17 protein-coding genes and 1 pseudogene are annotated in these 18,352 nt (G+C 72.6%); 7 read left to right on the top strand and 11 right to left on the bottom strand.

The features are described from left to right. Nucleotides 1-114 (top strand): annotated as a pseudogene (locus ABNF97_RS29015) (transposase); the annotation flags it as partial. 428 nt (nucleotides 115-542) lie between these two features. Here ABNF97_RS29015 and ispF read toward each other — a convergent pair. The 3 genes from ispF to ABNF97_RS29000 all read right to left on the bottom strand — a co-directional run bounded on the left by ispF (nucleotide 543) and on the right by ABNF97_RS29000 (nucleotide 2,297). After that, nucleotides 543-1,019 carry a 2-C-methyl-D-erythritol 2,4-cyclodiphosphate synthase gene (gene ispF, locus ABNF97_RS29010; protein ID WP_130465385.1) on the bottom strand — a complete coding sequence of 159 codons (477 nt, stop codon included), beginning with the start codon at nucleotides 1,017-1,019 and terminating at the stop codon, nucleotides 543-545. A gap of 18 nt (nucleotides 1,020-1,037) precedes the next feature. Next, nucleotides 1,038-1,748 carry a 2-C-methyl-D-erythritol 4-phosphate cytidylyltransferase gene (gene ispD / locus ABNF97_RS29005; RefSeq protein ID WP_130465386.1) on the bottom strand — a complete coding sequence of 237 codons (711 nt, stop codon included), beginning with the start codon at nucleotides 1,746-1,748 and terminating at the stop codon, nucleotides 1,038-1,040. A gap of 63 nt (nucleotides 1,749-1,811) precedes the next feature. After that, nucleotides 1,812-2,297 carry a CarD family transcriptional regulator gene (locus ABNF97_RS29000; protein WP_007073334.1) on the bottom strand — a complete coding sequence of 162 codons (486 nt, stop codon included), beginning with the start codon at nucleotides 2,295-2,297 and terminating at the stop codon, nucleotides 1,812-1,814. Nucleotides 2,298-2,625: 328 nt separating this feature from the next. On the opposite strand from ABNF97_RS29000, the gene ABNF97_RS28995 reads away from it, so the two are divergent. Further along, a complete protein-coding gene (locus ABNF97_RS28995) occupies nucleotides 2,626-3,426 on the top strand; it encodes a hypothetical protein (protein ID WP_349340473.1) in 801 nt (266 codons plus the stop codon). A 77-nt stretch (nucleotides 3,427-3,503) separates the two neighbouring features. Here the strand turns inward: ABNF97_RS28995 and ABNF97_RS28990 are convergent, their stop codons facing one another. The 4 genes from ABNF97_RS28990 to ABNF97_RS28975 form a co-directional block, all read right to left on the bottom strand. Then, the gene (locus ABNF97_RS28990) at nucleotides 3,504-3,995 is read right to left on the bottom strand and encodes a DUF6023 family protein (protein ID WP_130465387.1); all 492 of its coding nucleotides are present in this window, start codon (nucleotides 3,993-3,995) and stop codon (nucleotides 3,504-3,506) included. A 33-nt stretch (nucleotides 3,996-4,028) separates the two neighbouring features. Beyond that, nucleotides 4,029-5,159 (bottom strand): 3-oxoacyl-[acyl-carrier-protein] synthase III C-terminal domain-containing protein, encoded by a 1,131-nt coding sequence (locus ABNF97_RS28985; protein WP_130465388.1) that lies wholly within the window; start codon nucleotides 5,157-5,159, stop codon nucleotides 4,029-4,031. Nucleotides 5,160-5,375: 216 nt separating this feature from the next. Beyond that, nucleotides 5,376-6,545 (bottom strand): acyl-CoA dehydrogenase family protein, encoded by a 1,170-nt coding sequence (locus tag ABNF97_RS28980; protein WP_349340472.1) that lies wholly within the window; start codon nucleotides 6,543-6,545, stop codon nucleotides 5,376-5,378. Next, nucleotides 6,545-7,441 (bottom strand): methyltransferase domain-containing protein, encoded by an 897-nt coding sequence (locus tag ABNF97_RS28975; RefSeq protein ID WP_349340471.1) that lies wholly within the window; start codon nucleotides 7,439-7,441, stop codon nucleotides 6,545-6,547. The genes ABNF97_RS28980 and ABNF97_RS28975 overlap by 1 nt, the downstream gene beginning before the upstream one ends. On the opposite strand from ABNF97_RS28975, the gene ABNF97_RS28970 reads away from it, so the two are divergent. The 4 genes from ABNF97_RS28970 (at nucleotide 7,440) to disA (ending at nucleotide 12,138) form a co-directional block, all read left to right on the top strand. Beyond that, on the top strand, nucleotides 7,440-8,327 hold the full coding sequence (locus ABNF97_RS28970; protein ID WP_486484882.1) for a UbiA family prenyltransferase: 888 nt from the start codon (nucleotides 7,440-7,442) through the stop codon (nucleotides 8,325-8,327). The genes ABNF97_RS28975 and ABNF97_RS28970 overlap by 2 nt on opposite strands. Before the next feature lie 171 nt (nucleotides 8,328-8,498). After that, the gene (locus ABNF97_RS28965) at nucleotides 8,499-9,212 is read left to right on the top strand and encodes an RAD23 family protein (RefSeq protein WP_349340470.1); all 714 of its coding nucleotides are present in this window, start codon (nucleotides 8,499-8,501) and stop codon (nucleotides 9,210-9,212) included. A 61-nt stretch (nucleotides 9,213-9,273) separates the two neighbouring features. Next, entirely contained in the window at nucleotides 9,274-10,719 is a 1,446-nt protein-coding gene (gene radA / locus ABNF97_RS28960) for a DNA repair protein RadA (RefSeq protein ID WP_130465393.1), read from the top strand. Nucleotides 10,720-10,956: 237 nt separating this feature from the next. Continuing rightward, nucleotides 10,957-12,138, top strand: coding sequence for a DNA integrity scanning diadenylate cyclase DisA (gene disA / locus ABNF97_RS28955; RefSeq protein WP_349340469.1), 1,182 nt, complete (start codon nucleotides 10,957-10,959; stop codon nucleotides 12,136-12,138). A gap of 129 nt (nucleotides 12,139-12,267) precedes the next feature. Here disA and ABNF97_RS28950 read toward each other — a convergent pair whose 3' ends face one another. From ABNF97_RS28950 to ABNF97_RS28940, 3 genes are all read right to left on the bottom strand, one after another. Beyond that, the gene (locus tag ABNF97_RS28950) at nucleotides 12,268-12,999 is read right to left on the bottom strand and encodes a hypothetical protein (RefSeq protein ID WP_349340468.1); all 732 of its coding nucleotides are present in this window, start codon (nucleotides 12,997-12,999) and stop codon (nucleotides 12,268-12,270) included. Between the two features lie 81 nt (nucleotides 13,000-13,080). Next, complete coding sequence (locus tag ABNF97_RS28945; protein WP_349340479.1) at nucleotides 13,081-13,638, bottom strand: peptide deformylase; 558 nt, start codon at nucleotides 13,636-13,638, stop codon at nucleotides 13,081-13,083. 20 nt (nucleotides 13,639-13,658) lie between these two features. Beyond that, the gene (locus ABNF97_RS28940; RefSeq protein WP_349340467.1) at nucleotides 13,659-14,171 is read right to left on the bottom strand and encodes a glycine cleavage system transcriptional repressor; all 513 of its coding nucleotides are present in this window, start codon (nucleotides 14,169-14,171) and stop codon (nucleotides 13,659-13,661) included. 117 nt (nucleotides 14,172-14,288) lie between these two features. Between ABNF97_RS28940 and ABNF97_RS28935 the strand changes: the two genes are divergently transcribed. After that, on the top strand, nucleotides 14,289-15,176 hold the full coding sequence (locus tag ABNF97_RS28935) for an HhH-GPD family protein (RefSeq protein WP_349340466.1): 888 nt from the start codon (nucleotides 14,289-14,291) through the stop codon (nucleotides 15,174-15,176). A 75-nt stretch (nucleotides 15,177-15,251) separates the two neighbouring features. Here ABNF97_RS28935 and ABNF97_RS28930 read toward each other — a convergent pair whose 3' ends face one another. After that, complete coding sequence (locus ABNF97_RS28930) at nucleotides 15,252-17,783, bottom strand: AAA family ATPase (protein ID WP_130466373.1); 2,532 nt, start codon at nucleotides 17,781-17,783, stop codon at nucleotides 15,252-15,254. Nucleotides 17,784-18,352 lie beyond the last annotated feature (569 nt).

Below are 18,352 nucleotides of genomic sequence, written 5' to 3'. Positions count from 1 at the left end.
GACACCGCGATCGGCGACTACATCCGCTGGCGCAACCAACGCGCGAAGCCGAAGACATCATTCGCCGCCGGCTCCAAGATCCGCCACCCGGATTACCCGTTCAAGGCTGCATGACGAGGCACTAGCTCGCGGGCCAACTGCAACGCGCCATACAGGACCTACCAAGATTCTTGCTGAGTAATGGTTAGCCACGAACCCCAATTCACCAAGATCTCGGAGCGGCGTCCCAGCGGTGACGTAGTCGTCGAGCGCCCCGCCGGCCTTGTCGTAGCCGTTGCGCAGTGCTTCCAGCGGCATGTCTTGCCGGCCACATCCTCGTGCGCCGCCAGGCTGGCCACTCGGGCCGAGAGGGTCAGCTCCGGCCGGCCTGGAGCAGGCCGGCGAGTTCGAGCAGAGTGTTCGCGCTCCCGTCCAGCGACTTGGGCCGCACATCGGTCAAGGCATTCACCCCCGTCTTCGACAAACCCATCGAACGTTACGGTAGTCAGTTTTCGCAACGGGAAACCCGGTGCTTCGACAGGTGCGAGAAACCGCCGGACGGGTCAGGGCTGCCGGTGGATCAGGGCGACGGCGATCCCGGCCAGCCCTTCGCCCCGGCCGGTGAGCCCGAGACCGTCGGTGGTGGTACCGGAGACGGTGACCGGGGCGCCGACCGCCGCCGCCAGCGCCCGCTGGGCCTCGTCGCGGCGGGGACCGATCTTCGGGCGTACCCCGATCACCTGGATCGAGACGTTGCCGATCTCGAAGCCGGCGGCCCGGACCCGGCGGGCGGTCTCGGCCAGCAGTGCCACCCCGGCGGCGCCGGCCCACTCCGGCTCGGCCACCCCGAAGTTGCTGCCCAGGTCGCCGAGGCCGGCGGCGGAAAGCAGTGCGTCGCAGGCGGCGTGCGCGGCGACGTCACCGTCGGAGTGCCCGGCCAGCCCGTCCACGCCGGGCCAGTGCAGGCCGGCCACCCAGCAGGCCCGGCCCGGCTCGAATCCGTGTACGTCGGTGCCGACACCGACCAGCGGAAGGATCACGTCCGGAAGCGTAGGCGATCAGTGGTGCCCGGCGAGCGGTACGGCGCCGAGCAGGTGCTCGGCCAGGGCCAGGTCGAACGGTCGGGTGATCTTCAGCGCGTACTCCGACCCGGGGACGCAGGCGACGCGTACGCCCTGCTTCTCGACCAGGCCCGCGTCGTCGGTCAGCGGGTCGACGGCGGCGGCGTGCGCGGCGGCCAGCACCGCCCGCCGGAAGCCCTGCGGCGTCTGCACGGCCCGCAGCGCGGACCGGTCCACGGTGCCGAGCACCACACCGGCGGCCGAGACCTCCTTGACCGTGTCGACCACCGGAAGTACCGGGATCACGGCGTCCTCGCCGCCACGGACCGCCTCGGCGACCGACTCGACCAGGGCGGTCGGGGTGAGCGCCCGGGCCGCGTCGTGCACCAGGACGATCTCCGGGCCGGTGGGTACCGCCGCCAACGCGGCGGCGACCGATTCCTGCCGGGTGGCACCGCCGGCCACCACGGTCAGCTCGGCGACCGGCTTGAGCAGCGCCCGGACCGCGTCCTCGTCACCGGGTGGCGCCGCCACCACGATGGTGTGCACGGACGGTGCGGTGGCGATCCGCCGTACGGCGTGCACCAGCAGCGGTTCGCCACCGATCCGGCGCAGTGCCTTCGGGCCGCCCGGTCCGAGCCGGACGCCGGCACCCGCCGCCGGAACGAGGACCGCGACGTCACCGCGCGGATTGAGCTGCGCGGTCACGTCGCGGTCCTCGGACTTTCTTCGGGGTACGTCGCAGGCACGACGAAAAGTGCCGGCGTGGGGCTATGCCTCGGTGAGCACCTTGTCGAGAAGAGTTTCCGCTTCGTCCTTGGTGCTCTTTTCGGCGAGCGCGACCTCACCGACGAGGATGTCGCGGGCCTTGGCGAGCATTCGCTTCTCGCCCGCCGACAGCCCCCGCTCCCGCTCGCGGCGCCAGAGGTCGCGGACGACCTCAGCCACCTTGAGAGGGTTACCGGAGGCCAGCTTCTCCAGATTTGCCTTGTAACGCCGCGACCAGTTGGTCGGCTCCTCGGTGTGCGGGGCACGGAGGACATCGAAGACCTTGCCCAGGCCCTCTTCGCCAACCACTTCGCGCACGCCCACGATCTCGGCATTCTCGGCGGGCACCCGGACCGTCAGATCACCCTGAGCGACCCTGAGGACGAGGTACTGCTTGGGCTCGCCCTTGATGACCCGAGTCTCGATTGCCTCGATGAGTGCGGCCCCGTGGTGGGGGTAAACAACGGTCTCGCCGACACTGAAAACCATAGGTTCGAAACCCCTTTCGCTGTGTCTAGGGTAACACGCTCAGGCACCGATGTCCCACCGCAGTCCTGACCGTTAGCGCAGCTCAGAGGCCCTGTGAGAGGTCTTTCTTCGACTTGACATGACGGCGATCAGTGGATTTACGCACGCTGCGTGACACACGGATCACCGGCCGACAAGGCGGATCGGAAAAATCGGATGTAGGGCGTTGCGGTCACTCCAGCATATCTCTTCGGCACCCGGCACCGCCGCCCACTGGCGATACGCCCCCCGGTGGGGGAGGCTGGGGTGGAGCCCGAATCACACCTCAGGTGAGCAGCCAGGGGGTGCCATGAGCATGTCGGCAGACGGCGACGGCCGGCCGGACAACGGCCCGTTCGACGGCGTACCCGACCTGCCCGCCGACTGGGGCCGGATCGTCATCCCCGACGACCCGGCCGAACTGGCCGCCGAATCCGCCCAGGTCCGCCGCGAGCTGCGGCTACAGGCCCGCCGCGAGGGGTGGCGCAGGCGTCTCGGCGTCCCCACCACCACCGCCGGTCCCGTGCCGTTGCGACTCTCCCTGCTGATCATGTCGGCGATCCTGCTGGCCGCCCTGACCAGTCTCTTCGCCATCACCTGGCCCGCCCCGCAGCGGCCGGCCGCGACCGCCCGCAGCACCCCGGGCAACCCGAGCGCCCAGGCGAACCCGGGTGGCGCGACGAGCCCGGGCAGCGCGGCGGCATCCGCCGGACGGTCCCTGCCCGCGCTCGACCTGGTGGGCGAGGACGGCCAGATCGTGCCGTTACGGGGACTCCTTCCCGCCGTGATCCTTCTGATCGACGGCTGCGCGTGCGACCAGCACCTCGACGCCGCCGTCCGGGCCGCCCCGCCCGGAGTCGCCGTGGTGGCGGTCAGCACCCGGCGGGCCCTACCGGGCACCCGGACCATGCCGCCGCCCGGTGGCGGAACCCCCCGCTTCCTGACCGACCCGACCGCCGAGCTGCGGGCCGCACTGGGTCTCACCGCCGCGAACGGCAGACCCGGCGCCGTACTGGCCAGCCGGTCGGGACAGATCCTCCGGACCGTGCCGGAACTCGGCTCCCCGGGCGACTATCAGGCCGACCTTCCCCGCCTGCTGACCGCCGCCTGAGGCCCCGCCTGCTGACCGCCGCCTGAGGCCGCCTGCCCGCCGCCGCGCGAGCCGGGCCGGCCGGGGCGGAACGCCGCTCAGGGCAGCGCCACCACCTGGAGGGCGACCTCCACGTGCCGGTGGTTCAGCCGCCGGGCGCCGATCGACAGCTCGTCACTTGCCGCGACAAGCTGCACACTGCCGAACGGCCCCGGGCAGCTCACCGACTTCGACCAGCCCTTCGTCGCCCCCCGCAGTACCCGGACGTGCAGCTCGCCGAGGCTGACGCAGACGTACTGCAGCAGGTAGCGACCGCCCGGGCGGGTGTCGATCGACCAGGTGACGAAGCGGCGCTGGTTCAGCGTCGCCGTCTCCCGCCACACCGTCTGCGGGAAGTACGGCAGGCTGTGCCAGGCGACGCCGCCACTCTGCCGACCGGCCAGGTCCGCCCCGCCGATCCCCGGCGCCATCTCCGGTGGGCCCACCCCGGTCTGCCCCGGCCGGGCCGGCTCCGGTGCCGACCGGACCGACCACCAACCGCCGACGCCGACCAGCAGTACCGCCGCGATCGTCAACGCCACCCTGCGCACCGGTCGCCTCCTCCCGCCGGTCCGGCGGAGATCCTAGGAGCCACCCCGGCCGGCCCGCTGGGCCGACCGCGTGCCGTCGGCCCGTGCCACCCCCGGCTGCCGGTCCAGCAGTGCCGCGTAGAGGGTCAGCCCGGGCCCGAACGCGAGCATCACCACGGTACGGGGTGCCGCGGCCGTCCGCCGTAGTCGTTCCAGGATGAGCAAGGAAGTCGGCGACGAACAGTTGCCGTACTCGTCGAGTACCGCCCGGGACGCGGCCAGCGCCTCCGGTGGCAGGCCGAGTTCCGCCTCCACCACGTTGAGGATCCGGGGACCGCCCGGGTGCACCGCCCAACCGTCCACCTCGGAGATCCGCTTGCCGTGCCGGGCCAGCAGGTCGGTGACCAGGTCACGGACGTGTGCCGCCAGCACCTGCGGCACCTTCGGCGACAGTCCCATCCGGAAACCGGTGTCGGTCAACTCCCATGTCATGTGGTCGGCCGTCGAGGTGTCGGTGACCGCGGTGACCTCGCGGACGGCGTACCCGGCACGGCTGCCCGGTGCGACCACCACGGCGACGGCCGCGTCGGAGAAGAGCGCGTGCGAGATGATCTGCTGGGTGTCCATCCGGGCCGACGACGGCTGGATGTGCAGACTGGTCAGCTCGGCGCAGAGCAGCAGGGCCGGGCGGCCCCGGGCGGTGACGAAGTCGTTCGCCGCGGCCAGCCCGGGCAGCGCGGCGTAGCACCCCATGTGCCCGACGAACATCCGCTGGGTGTCCGGGGCCATTCCCATGTCCCGGGCCAGCAGGATGTCCAGGCCCGGCGTGGCGTACCCGGTACACGAGCAGACCACGAAGAGGCCGATCTCCCCGGCCGAGAGGCCGGCGTCGGTCAGCGCCCGACCGACCGCCTCCTTGCCCAGCGGCAGCGCCTCGATCTGGTAGCGGCGCATCCGGCGCTCGGTCGGCCAGTCCGAGACATCCTCCAGCAGCGGATTCACCGCCGCCTGCCGGTGCCGTACCCCGGAGTTGGCGAAGATCCGCTCGGCGAGCGCCCTGGTGGCCCCGGCGAAGTGCCCCGCGAAGAAGCCCGCCCACAGCTCCTGCTGGCTGGCCGTGGGCGGCAGCGCCACACCCACCCCGGCGATCACTCCGGAGCTTTCCCGCCCGCTTCCGCTCCCCATGCCGTCCTCCGATCGCGACACCGCGCACGCCTGCCCGCTTCCACGCACCCACCGAGCCCAACCCCCGAGCGTCCCCCCGGGACTCGCGGCCGAGGCCAACGTGTCCGATCGTGACGCGGCCCGACCGGTGGCGGTCGGGCGGCCGCTCACGCACCATCAAATACCCGATGAGCCCCTCTTCCCCTCCTCTTCCGGTCCGGCAAACCGGAAACGGGCTCACCACCGGGGAGTCGCGGCGTCCCGGTCCGGGTCACCACCGAGCGCGGCGATGCCGAGCCAGTCCGCGCAGACGTCCGAGGTCGCCGGGTGCAGCGACCCACACCGGGCGTCCCGGTAGAGACGTTCCAGCGGATGCCCACGCCGGGTCGCCGAGGTTCCGGCCGCCTCCACCATCGAGGCCGCCACCTCGGCCGCGGTCGTCCCGGCCAGCAGCTTCGCCCGCCACACCCAGCGGTTCGTCTCGGCGTCGCCCGGCGCCTCGTCGACCCGGCGGGCCGCCTCGGTCACCGCCAGCTCGGCGGCGGCGGTGGCGGCGTCGGCCCGGCCGACCCGGGCGCGTACCGCCGGCAGCCCGGCCAGCCCGCGGGCGGTCAGGTGCTCGACGGCGGCGTCGATCGCCGCCCGGGCCACCCCGACGTAGACGGCCGCGTAGCTGGCCACCAGCCAGTGCGGCATGAGCTGGGCGACCACCAGGGCAAGCCCCTCCACGCCGCCGAGCAGCCGGTCGGCCGGCACCGTCACGTCCAGGTGCAGGTCGTGCGAGGCGGTGGCCCGCATCCCGAGCGAGTCCCAGGTCGGCTCCACGTGCAGCCCGTCCGGCCCGGCCGGAACCAGGAACTGCGACACCACCGACTGGTCGGCGATGCTCCGGGCGGCCACCAGGTAGGCGTCGGCATGCCCGGCGCCGGAGCAGAAGGTCTTGGCGCCCTTGATGTGGTAGCCGCCGTCCACCGGCTCGTACGTCGTGGTCAGCTTCGACAGTCGGGAACCGGCGCCGCGCTCGCTCATCGCCACCGCGTACCAGGCGCCGGCCGCCGCCCCGGCGAGCAGCCGGTCCCGGGCCGCCAGCGCCTCGGCCGGTACGCCGAGCGCCTCGGCCAGCTCCTCGGTCAGCGCGCCGAGCGCGCCGGTCACCGAGGCGTGCATGTTGAACACCAGCGCCGTGGCGCCGTTGCCCCGGGCCAGCTCGGTGGCGACCGCCGCGTACCCGGCGAAGCTGGCCCCCAGCCCGCCCAGCTCGGGCGGAACCATCAACCCGAGGAGCCCGGCCGACCGCAGGTCGGCGAAGTCCTCCACCGGGAACGTGCCGTCCCGGTCGTGTTCGGCCGCCCGGGCGGCGAATCTCGGCGCCACCCGGCGGGCCGCGGCGAGCGCGTCCATCGTCATCAAGAATCACCCGGGAGGTTCCCGGCTTCCGCCGCGGGGAGGGAAGCTCGGTCGCGCGTGGTGCTGGTTGTCGGCATGGTGTCGGCTCCTCTGTCTGGGCGGAACTGCCGGGTGCCCCACCCCTGGTAGAGCACCGCCGCCGACCAGGTCGGCACGATCCGTGGCGGGGCCGGGGCTCCGGTCCGCCCGTCCCCGGCCGGACCCGAGCGTCGGACGGCCCGACGCAGCAGCCAGCGTGCCGTGCCCCAGGCCTCCGGCCGGATGCCCCGGATCCGCAGCGCGATCCCGTACCGGGCGCACTCGCCGACCAGCTCCCCGGCGTCGACGAAGAGCCGGGGGTCGTGGATCCCTCGGGGCACCCCGGGGAAGAGTTCGGCCACCCGTACCGCCAGCAGCCGGCTCAACGCGGTGGCGTTGAGGGTGTCCAGCACCAGCGTGCCGCCGGGCCGGAGCAGCCGGGCCGCCTCGGCCACCACCCGCCGCCAGTCCGGTACGTGCTCCAGCACCTCACCGGCGGCCACCACGTCCGCACAGCCGTCGGCCAGCGGCACCGCCCCGACGTCCCCGCGCACCGGAACGACCCCGTGCGCGGCGGCCTGGTCGAGCGCCGAGCGGACCAGGTCCACCCCGACGTGCCGGTATCCCCTGTCGGCCACCCGGGGGGCGAGCAGCCCGGCGCCGCAGCCGAGGTCGACCAGGACCGCCCCCGGCCGGGCGGCCGGCGGCACCAGCGCGGCCCGCGCCTCGGCCAGCCAGTGCAGCATCGCGAAGGCGCCGTCCGGCCGCCACCACTCGGCGGCGAGGTCGTCGTACTGCCGGGGGTCGTTGCGGGCCGGTCGGGCCCGGACGCCGGGCGCGGTGGTCCCGGCGTCGGGTCGGGTCCGCGCTGTCCGCATGCGATCGAGCCTGGCACGACCGAGCGGTAACAACCAGACTTCCCATATGTCGCATGTGGTGTTAGGGCTGGTCCGGGCGAGCCACCCCGAGCCGGCGGTCGCGGTGACCACCGTCTCGGCCCTGCTCGCCTGGGGGGTCGGCCACTCGCCCGGCGGCGTCGCGGCGGTGGCCCTCTCCGTGCTGGCCAGCCAGCTCGCCGTCGGCTGGATCAACGACCGGCTCGACGCCGACCGGGACACCGCGGTCGGCCGGCGGGACAAGCCGGTGGCCAGCGGCATCGTCAGCCGGCGGCTGGTCGGCACGGCAGGCGCGCTCGCGGCCGTACTCACCCCGCTGCCCGCGCTGACCCTCAACCTCGCCGCCGCCGGGGCGGTCGTCCTCGCCCTGGTCTCCGCGCTGCTCTACAACTGGCCGCTGAAGTCCACCCCGTTCTCGGTGCTGCCGTACGCGGTCTCGTTCGGGGCGTTGCCGGCCGTCGTCGTACTCGGGCTGCCGGGCGGGCCGACACCGCCAGCCTGGCTGGTCGCGGCGGGCGCTCTGCTCGGCGCCGGGGCGCACTTCGCCAACGTGCTGCCGGACCTGGCCGACGACGAGCGGACCGGGGTACGCGGCCTGCCGCACCGGCTCGGCCCGGCCGGCTCCCGGCTGGCCGCCGCCGGCCTGCTACTCGCGGCCACCACGACCCTGGTGGTCGGGCCCCCCGGACCGCCGTCCTGGGCCGGCCTGGCCGCGGTCGCGGTCGCCGCCGTGGTCCCGGCGCTCGGCTGGTACGCCGGCCGGGCCGCCGCCGCCCGGGGCGACCGCCCGGTGGCCGTCTTCCGGGCCGTCATGCTCGTCGCGCTGATCGATGTCGTGCTGCTGGTGACCACTGGCCGGGTGGTCTGACCCCGCTCTCCACCAGCCGGTACCGCCCGATCGGACCCCGCCGGGTTACCGGGTCGGCGTACGGGAGCCGATCACCGCCCACTACCCTGGAGGCCGTTGGGCCCGGGTACGGCCACCATGCCCGTTCCGCCGGATCGCGACGGCGACCGGGATCGCACGAAGGAGGACCAGGTGACGCGCTCGATCAGGGGGGCTCGGCGAGCCGCCGCGGTGCTGGCCGGTACGGCGACCGCCGCCACCCTGCTGCTGTCCGGGTGTGGCGCGGGTCAGCTCGCCGAGACCGCCGCCAAGGTGCCCACCAGCGTCGGCACCAACGCGCAGTCGGCCGACAACACCTTCAAGGTCCGCAACCTGTCGGTCGACTACCCGGGCATCCAGGGCTATCCGGCCGGCGCGGACGCGCCGATGAACGTCGCCCTCTTCAACGACTCCGGCGAGACCGTCACGGTGCGGGTCAGCTCCCCCGGTGCCCGTGCGGTGGTGCTGGCCGGTGCCTCGGTCGCGCCGACCCCGGGCGGCACCGTCTCGGCGAGCCCGTCGCCGACCACCACCCGCGGCCCCTCCCCGGAGGCCTCGGGGAGCCCGGCCCCGGACGGTTCGCCGACGGCGACCCCGACCGAGGGTGCCGGCACCGCGTCGCCCACGGCGTCCCCGACGCTGCCGGCCGAGATCCGGATCCCGGCCGGCGGGTTCGTGGTGCTGAACGAGACCACCGGAAGCTGGCTCCAGCTCTCCGGGCTGACCGAGCCGCTGTTGACCGGCACCGACATCGAGCTGGTCTTCGACTTCGGCGGCACCCAGGTGTCGGCTCGGGCCCCGGTCGCGGTGCCGGTGACCCCGGCCCCGGTCGGTACGCCGGTCGTCGGTGAGGAAGAGCACGGGTAGGCCGCAGCCGACCCGGCCGGGTGCAGCCGGTTCCGTCGTACCGATTCGTTAGCGTGCTCGGGTGACGACCAGCCGAGCCACGCCCCGCGCCGCCACCGGGCGCGGTCGCGCCGCGAGCCGCGACCCCCGCCCCGCCTACGAGTGCGACGCCTGCGGGCACCAGCCGCCCAAGTGGGTCGGCCGATGCCCGGAGTGCGGCGAGTGGGGCGCCGTCGTCGAGTCGACGCTCACCGGCCCCACCGTCTCCGGCCGGGTGGTGAGTTCCCGGGCACCCGCCGAGCCGGCCCGGCCGATCGCCACGATCAGCGCCGCCCCGGCCCGGGCCCGCCCCACCGGCGTGCCCGAGCTGGATCGGGTCCTCGGCGGCGGCCTGGTGCCCGGCGCGGTGGTGCTGCTCGCCGGCGAGCCCGGCGTCGGCAAGTCGACCCTGCTGCTCGACGTCGCCCAGCAGTGGGCGGCCGGTGCCGGCAGCCCGTCTCTGGTGGTCAGCGGCGAGGAGTCGGTGAGCCAGGTCCGGCTGCGGGCCGAGCGGATGGGCACCCTGCACGACCGGCTCTATCTGGCCGCCGAGAACGACCTCTCCGCCGTCCTCGGCCACCTCGACGCGGTCAAGCCGGGCCTGCTGGTGCTGGATTCGGTGCAGACCGTCTCCACCCCGGGCACCGAGGGGGTGCCGGGCGGGGTCACCCAGGTCCGGGCGGTCACCGCCGCCCTGGTAGCGGTCGCCAAGGAGCGGGGCATCGCGACCGTACTCGTCGGGCACGTCACCAAGGACGGCCAGGTGGCCGGCCCCCGGGTGCTGGAGCACCTGGTCGACGTGGTGCTGCACTTCGAGGGCGACAAGCACTCCTCGCTGCGGATGGTGCGCGGCGTGAAGAACCGGTTCGGCACCGCCGACGAGGTCGGCTGCTTCGAGATGCACGAGGGCGGGATCAGCAGCCTCGCCGACCCCTCCGGGCTGTTCCTGACCCGCTCCGCCGACCCGGTCCCCGGCACCTGCGTGACGGTCGCGATGGAGGGCCGGCGGGCGCTGGTCACCGAGGTCCAGGCGCTGATCGGCGCGACGGTGGCCGGGTCTCCCCGGCGGACCGTCTCCGGGTTGGACAGCGCCCGGTTGGCGATGGTGCTGGCGGTGCTGCAGCGCCGGACGGAGCGGCTGACCCTGCACGACCGGGAGGTCTTCGCCGCCACCGTCGGCGGGATCCGGGTGGTCGAGCCGGCCGCCGACCTCGCCGTCGCGCTGGCGGTCGCCTCCGGCGGGCTCAACCTGGCCATCGCACCGGATCTGGTGGCGATCGGCGAGGTGGGGCTGACCGGTGAGGTGCGCAGGGTCGCCGCGGTGCCGCGCCGGCTGGCGGAGGCGGCCCGGCTCGGCTTCAAGTACGCCCTCGTGCCGACCGGCTGCGGGCCGGGCGCCAGCGGAGTGACCCCGGAGAACATGCGGGTGATGGAAGTCACCGACGTCCGATCGGCGCTGCAGTCCGTGGCGCGGGTGTCGGCTGAGTAACCATACGGTCACATCGGGCTGCTGTTGGCCGGGGCATGGCATGCTTACGGCCGTTGCCACCTGCGGCCGGGCGAACGGCGACGCCTCGCAGGGCTCGCCAATCAGCTACAAACTGGACACTAACCCGGCCGGCCCCGGACGGAACCGAACGGCACGCCGATGGGAGGAAGCAGGCACAGTGGCACGTCACAGTAACCGCGACAGCACCGAACGCAGGGCGGTCCGTAGAATGTCCGAGTGCCGATCGACCGCGACGCGAACCGAACCGCCAGCGCGGCTTCTCCTGTCCGTACCAGCGCCGGCACCTCGGCCCGTCCCATCGGCGTCGGCATGACCATGAACGCGACGGGGCCGACGGGTGACCCGTTGCGGGCCAACCTGGCGCTGATGGCGCCGGGCACGGCGCTGCGGGACGGGCTGGAGCGCATCCTGCGCGGCCGCACGGGTGCCCTGATAGTGCTCGGCTACGACCGGGTCGTCGAGACGCTCTGCACCGGCGGCTTCCCGCTCGACGTCGAGTTCTCCGCCACCCGGGTCCGCGAACTGTGCAAGATGGACGGCGCCGTCGTGCTCTCCAGCGACGGCACCCGGATCGTCCGGGCCGCCGTGCACCTGATGCCCGACCCCACAATCCCGACCGAGGAGTCCGGCACCCGGCACCGCACCGCCGAGCGGGTCGCCCGGCAGACCGGCTTCCCGGTGATCTCGGTCAGCCAGTCGATGCGGATCATCAGCCTCTACGTCAACGGCCAGCGGCACGTGCTGGACGACTCGGCCGCGATCCTGTCCCGGGCCAACCAGGCACTGGCCACCCTGGAGCGTTACAAGCTGCGCCTCGACGAGGTCTCCGGCACCCTCTCCGCGCTGGAGATCGAGGATCTGGTCACCGTACGGGACGCGGTCGCCGTGGTGCAGCGGCTGGAGATGGTCCGCCGGATCGCCGACGAGATCGCCGGCTACGTGGTGGAGCTGGGCACCGACGGCCGGCTGCTCGCCCTCCAACTCGACGAGCTGATGGCCGGGGTGGACGCCGACCGGACCCTGGTGATCCGCGACTACCTGCCGACCGGCCGCAAGGCGCGGACCCTCGACGAGGCGCTGGTCGAGCTGGACCTGCTCACCGCCACCGAGCTGATCGACCTGGTCGCGGTCGCCAAGGCGATCGGCTATCCGGGTGCCTCCGACGCGCTGGACGCGGCGGTCAGCCCGCGCGGTTTCCGGCTGCTCGCCAAGGTGCCCCGGCTGCCCGGGCTGGTGGTCGACCGGCTCGTCGGCCACTTCGGCAGCCTGCAACGGCTGCTCGGCGCCACCGTGGAGGATCTGCAGGCCGTCGACGGGGTCGGCGACGCCCGCGCCAGGGGCGTACGGGAAGGGTTGTCCCGGCTCGCCGAGGCGTCGATCCTGGAGCGCTACGTCTGACCCGACCGGCGGCGTCGGCCAGCCCCGATCTTCGGAGTCGGCTGACCGCGACCGGCGGCGACCGGCGGGCGGGGCCGGCGGCGACCGGCGGTCCGGTCCGGTCCGGTGGCGACCGGACGGTGCCGTCGGTCAGCCGGTGATGGTGATCCGGACCGGCTCGCTGTGCTTGTTGCCGAGCCGGCCGAAGAGCTGGTAAGTGCCGGCCGCCGGATAGGGCCCGGCGGCGAGCTGGTTGCTGCACCTGGAGCTCTCCCGCCCGTTCCAGGAGACCCTGTATTCGTTCTCGTGGTTGGGCGGGAACGCCCGGACGTCGTTGGAGCGGACCTCGCTGCACACGTCCGACGACCAGACCTTCCGGGCGCCGGACTTGATGTACAGCTCCTGGAGGTCTGCGCCGACGTCCCGGTTGCAGGTCCGGTCGGAGACGTTCTTGATCCTGAGTCGCAGGTCGATCGGCTGCCCCCGCTGGGCCGAGGTCCGCGAGGGCACCGGAATCACCGAAATCTCCTGGTCGGTGCACTCGTTGGCGACCGGCGGCGGCGCCGGTGGCACCTCACCGCCACCCGCCGGCTCGACCGACCCTCCGTCGTCCGCGGGCGGGTCGGACGGCTCCTCACCGCCCGGACCACCCGGCTCCGGAGCACCCGAGTCGGGAGGGCCGGACGCGGAAGGATCCACGTGCGGGGTGAGCGTCGGGGACGGCCCGGGATCGGCGGTCTTGTCCCCTCCGGAGTCGTCCGCCCCGCCCGTGTTGATGCAGGAGTAGAGCAGCACGATCAGGAAGAGCAGCAGAGCGCCGAGCACGACGGCTCGACGCCGCCAATACACGGCGGGCGGCAGGGGGCCAACCGTCAGACGCATAATGGTTTCACCGTATCGGCACGCGTGGCCCTGACCCCCGCGACGCGCCGGGGCCCCGGCCCGGTGTATCCGCGCCGCAGCTCACAGATAGACCTTGCGCTGGTAGACGGCGTGCGCGCCGGCCACCCGGTCCAGGAACAGCCGGCCCGCGCAGTGGTCGATCTCGTGCTGAAGCGCCCGGGCCTCGAAGCCGTCGGTGACCACCCGGACGGCCGCGCCGGTGCCGGGCAGGACCCCGCGCACCACCACCCGGCTGGCCCGCTTCACGTCACCGGTCAGGTCGGGGACCGACATGCAGCCCTCCCGCCCCGGCCGCCATCGGCTCGCCTCGACGATCTCGGCGTTGCAGAGCACGAAGGTGCCGTGCGAGGTGACGGTCTTGGGATGCCCGGTCACGTCCACCGCGAAGACCCGGGCGCCGATCCCGATCTGCGGTGCGGCCAGGCCCACGCAGCCGGGCGAGACCCGCATCGTGGCCACCAGGTCGGCGGCGAGTCGGACCACCTCGTCGTCGCACGGGTCCACGGTGACACCTGCCCGGCTCAGCACCCCGGCCGGCGCGGTCACCACCGGGCGTACCCGGCCCGGGTCACCGAGCAGCTCGGGGGTCCAGTCGCCCAGGTCGCACTCCTCGACCATCCCGGAACCGTCCTTCCCGGTCACAGCAGGTCCGAGTCGGCTCGCCGCAGGGTGACCTCCACGTCCAGCCCGGCGGCCACCTCGGCCAGCCGGGCGGCAATCCCGTCGGCCGCGCCCGGCCGCAACTCCACCTCGGCGAGGAGGACGTAGAGCGGCCCGGTCAGCCGGGTGGTCAGGTCGGTGACGTTGCCGCCGGCCTCGGCGATCACCCGGGTCAGCGCGGCGACGATGCCGAGCCGATCGGCCCCGTGCACGGCCATCAGGTACGGCTCGCCGAGCGGCGTACTCGTCGCTTCGGCGCCGACCGGGCGAACCGTCGCCACCAGCGGGCCGTTTCCGACGACCGGGGCGAGCGCCGCCTCCGCCTCGGCACCGGACGGGCCGACGCAGATCAACGTCATCGCGAAGTGCCCGCGCAACCGGGTCATGGTCGAGTCGGTCAGGTTGGCCCCGACCTGGGCCAGCGCCTCCGTCACGTCGGCCACGATGCCGGGCCGGTCCGGACCGATGACGGTGATCGCGAGCTCGTTCATCCGGGCAGTCTGCCGGATCGTCCACCCCGTCCGGGACCCGACCCGGCCTCCGGCCCACGCTCCGGGACGCCCGGCCGCGACCGGGCGCCCGGCCGGCATGACAGGATCGACGGCGCCATGTCGACTACACCACTCGCCGCCGACGCCATCCGGTGGTACGACGAGAACGCCCGCGACCTGCCCTGGCGAGAGCCCGGCATCGGGGCGTGGCCGATCCTGGTCAGCGAGGTCATGCTGCAGCAGACCCCGGTGGTGCGGGTACTTCCCGCCTGGCGGGCCTGGCTCGCCCGGTGGCCCGCACCGGCCGACCTGGCCGCCGACACTCCGGCCGAGGCGATCCGGATGTGGGGGCGGCTCGGCTATCCCCGACGGGCGCTGCGGCTGCACGAGTGTGCGGCGGCCGTACTGCGGCGACATGGCGGGGAGGTGCCATCCACCCTGGAGGAGTTGCTGGCGCTGCCCGGCGTCGGCGACTACACCGCCCGGGCGGTAGCGGCGTTCGCGTACGGCCAGCGGCATCCGGTGGTGGACACGAACGTACGCCGGCTGGTGGCCCGGGCCGTTGCCGGGGAACCGGACGCGGGGCCGGCGACCCGTCCCGCCGACCTGGTCGCCACCGAGGCACTGCTGCCGGCGGTACCGGAGCGGGCCGCCCGGGCCAGCGCCGCGTTCATGGAGCTGGGGGCGCTGGTCTGCACCGCCCGGGCACCCCGGTGTGTCGACTGTCCGCTGGCCGCCCGGTGCGCGTGGCGGGCGTCGGGGCGTACCGCGCCGTCCGGCCCGACCCGCCGCCCACAGCGGTACGCCGGCACTGACCGGCAGGTCCGGGGCAAGCTGCTGGCCGTACTCCGGGAGGCTACCGGCCCGGTGCCCCGGGCCCGGCTGGATCTGGTCTGGTCGGACGACCTGCAACGCTCCCGGGCGCTGGCCGGGCTTATCGAGGACGGCCTGGTCGAGATGGTCGACGACACCTGCGTGCTGGCCGGCGAGGGCACCGACGGATAGCCCCCGTTCCGCACGAACGAATTCGGCCCGGTGGCGACTGCCACCGGGCCGAACCGTCTGTTACCGAGCCGCCGCCTACTCGTCCGCGCCGGCCGCGGCGGTGTTGCCGAGGTCGGCCGGCACCGCGTCGGGCACCGGGACCGGCTTCTCCGCGCCGCGGAAGACCAGCTTGGACTTGTCGGTGTTGTCGGGGTCGCCCTCGCAGTCGACGACGACGATCTGCCCCGGGGTCAACTCGTTGAACAGGATCCGCTCGGACAGGTTGTCCTCGATGTCGCGCTGGATCGTCCGACGCAGCGGCCGGGCGCCCAGCACCGGGTCGAAGCCCTTCTTCGCCAGGTACTTCTTGGCGTTGTCGGTCAGCTCGAGGCCCATGTCCTTGTTACGGAGCTGGGTCTCGATCCGCTGGATCATGATGTCCACGATCGAGAGGATCTCGGTCTGGTTGAGCTGGTGGAACACGATCGTGTCGTCGATCCGGTTGAGGAACTCCGGCCGGAAGTGCTGCTTCAGCTCGTCGTTGACCTTCTGCTTCATCCGCTCGTAGTTCGAGTCGGAATCCTCCGAGGCCTGGAAGCCCATCGAGACCGCCTTGGCCACGTCCCTGGTACCCAGGTTGGTGGTCAGGATGATGACCGTGTTCTTGAAGTCCACGATCCGGCCCTGACCGTCGGTCAACCGCCCGTCCTCCAGAATCTGGAGCAGGGTGTTGAACACGTCCGGGTGAGCCTTCTCGATCTCGTCGAACAGGACCACCGAGAACGGCCGGCGCCGCACCTTCTCGGTCAGCTGGCCACCCTCGTCGTAACCGACGTAACCGGGAGGCGCCCCGACCAGCCGCGACACCGTGTACCGGTCGTGGAACTCGGACATGTCCAGCTGGATCAGCGCGTCCTCGCTACCGAAGAGGAACTCCGCCAGTGCCTTGGACAGCTCGGTCTTACCGACACCGGACGGACCGGCGAAGATGAACGAGCCGGACGGCCGCTTCGGGTCCTTCAGACCGGCCCGGGTACGCCGGATCGCCTTCGACACCGCCCGGACCGCGTCCTCCTGGCCGACGACCCGCTTGTGCAGCTCGTCCTCCATACGCAGCAGCCGGGAGGTCTCCTCCTCGGTCAGCTTGTAGACCGGGATACCGGTCCAGTTCGCCAGCACCTCGGCGATCTGCTCGTCGTCGACCTCGGAAACCACGTCCAGGTCGCCGGCCTTCCACTCCTTCTCCCGCTGCGCCTTCTGACCAAGGAGCTGCTTCTCCTTGTCCCGCAACTGCGCGGCCCGCTCGAAGTCCTGCGCGTCGATCGCGGATTCCTTGTCCCGGCGCACCTGGGCGATCCGCTCGTCGAAGTCACGCAGGTCCGGCGGCGCCGTCATCCGACGGATCCGCATCCGCGCACCGGCCTCGTCGATCAGGTCGATCGCCTTGTCGGGCAGGAACCGGTCGGAGATGTACCGGTCGGCCAACGTCGCCGCCGCGACCAACGCCGCGTCGGTGATGCTCACCCGGTGGTGCGCCTCGTAGCGATCCCGCAGGCCCTTCAGTATTTCGATGGTGTGCGTCAGCGACGGCTCACCCACCTGGATCGGCTGGAACCGCCGCTCCAGGGCGGCGTCCTTCTCCAGGTGCTTGCGGTACTCGTCCAGCGTCGTCGCGCCGATGGTCTGCAGCTCGCCACGGGCCAGCATCGGCTTCAGGATGCTCGCCGCGTCGATCGCACCCTCGGCGGCACCCGCACCCACCAGGGTGTGGATCTCGTCGATGAACAGGATGATGTCGCCGCGGGTGCGGATCTCCTTGAGAACCTTCTTCAGGCGCTCCTCGAAGTCACCGCGGTATCGCGAACCGGCGACCAGCGCGCCCAGGTCAAGCGTGTAGAGCTGCTTGTCCTTCAGCGTCTCCGGCACCTCGCCCTTGATGATCCGCTGGGAAAGCCCCTCGACCACCGCGGTCTTGCCGACCCCGGGCTCGCCGATCAGGACCGGGTTGTTCTTGGTACGGCGGGAGAGCACCTGCATCACCCGCTCGATCTCCTTCTCCCGACCGATGACCGGGTCGAGCTTGCCCTCCCGGGCGGCCTGGGTCAGGTTCCGGCCGAACTGGTCCAGCACCAGACTGGTCGACGGCGCGGCCTCACCCGGCGCGGTACCGGCCGCGGCCGGCTCCTTGCCCTGGTAGCCGGAGAGGAGCTGGATCACCTGCTGACGGACCCGGTTCAGGTCGGCGCCGAGCTTGACCAGCACCTGGGCGGCGACGCCCTCGCCCTCACGGATCAGGCCGAGCAGGATGTGCTCCGTACCGATGTAGTTGTGCCCGAGCTGCAACGCCTCGCGCAGCGACAGCTCCAGCACCTTCTTGGCCCGCGGCGTGAACGGGATGTGCCCGCTCGGCGCCTGCTGGCCCTGGCCAATGATCTCCTCCACCTGCTGGCGGACGCCCTCCAGCGAGATCCCCAGACTCTCCAGGGCCTTCGCCGCGACGCCCTCACCCTCATGGATGAGACCCAACAGGATGTGCTCCGTACCGATGTAGTTGTGGTTGAGCATCCGGGCTTCTTCCTGAGCCAGGACGACAACCCGCCGCGCTCGGTCGGTGAACCGCTCGAACATGCCCTCGTGCTCCTCACGTGCCGTGCGCACTCGATCTTGATGGTCCAAGCATCGTGGCGGGGCCACCACCCGGACATCCGGGGCGGACGTCCGTGCTCCCTTACTCTATCGCCGCGAGCCGACTCTCCTGAGGTCGTGTGTTCCCGGAATGAGCCAGGTACGCGACGTTTTTACCAACAGTCCACGCTCAGCGATGCTTCCCGGACCGTCCGCTGTACGCGCAGAGCGAAATTCGAGCCTCCGTCCGGACGACGCGGCCCCGCGTCATCCACAGGCTGTGGACAACTTCGTCCACTGGTTGTGGACAACGCCTGGGCCGTCAGGTTGTTCCCGGGACCGACAGATCGCTCCCGACGGCGACGGCCGCGCGGACGACACCTCGCCACCGGCGGTTGCGCGGCGGGCGGGAAGCGACCGGGATCACCGACCCGTCGAACTCGAAGACCGAGGCGACCGAGGCGACCGGGCCCCGGTCGGTGATCCGGCTCGACGACCGGCCGACGAAGCGGACACTCGCCCTAATCCTCTCATACTTGCCCACAGCACACAGAAATGCGCGGGATGGGGGA

Source organism: Plantactinospora sp. B6F1, assembly GCF_040120695.1.
GTDB lineage: Bacteria > Actinomycetota > Actinomycetes > Mycobacteriales > Micromonosporaceae > Plantactinospora.
Note: the sequence above shows the minus strand (reverse complement) of the source record. Positions and strands in the feature narration are given on the sequence as shown.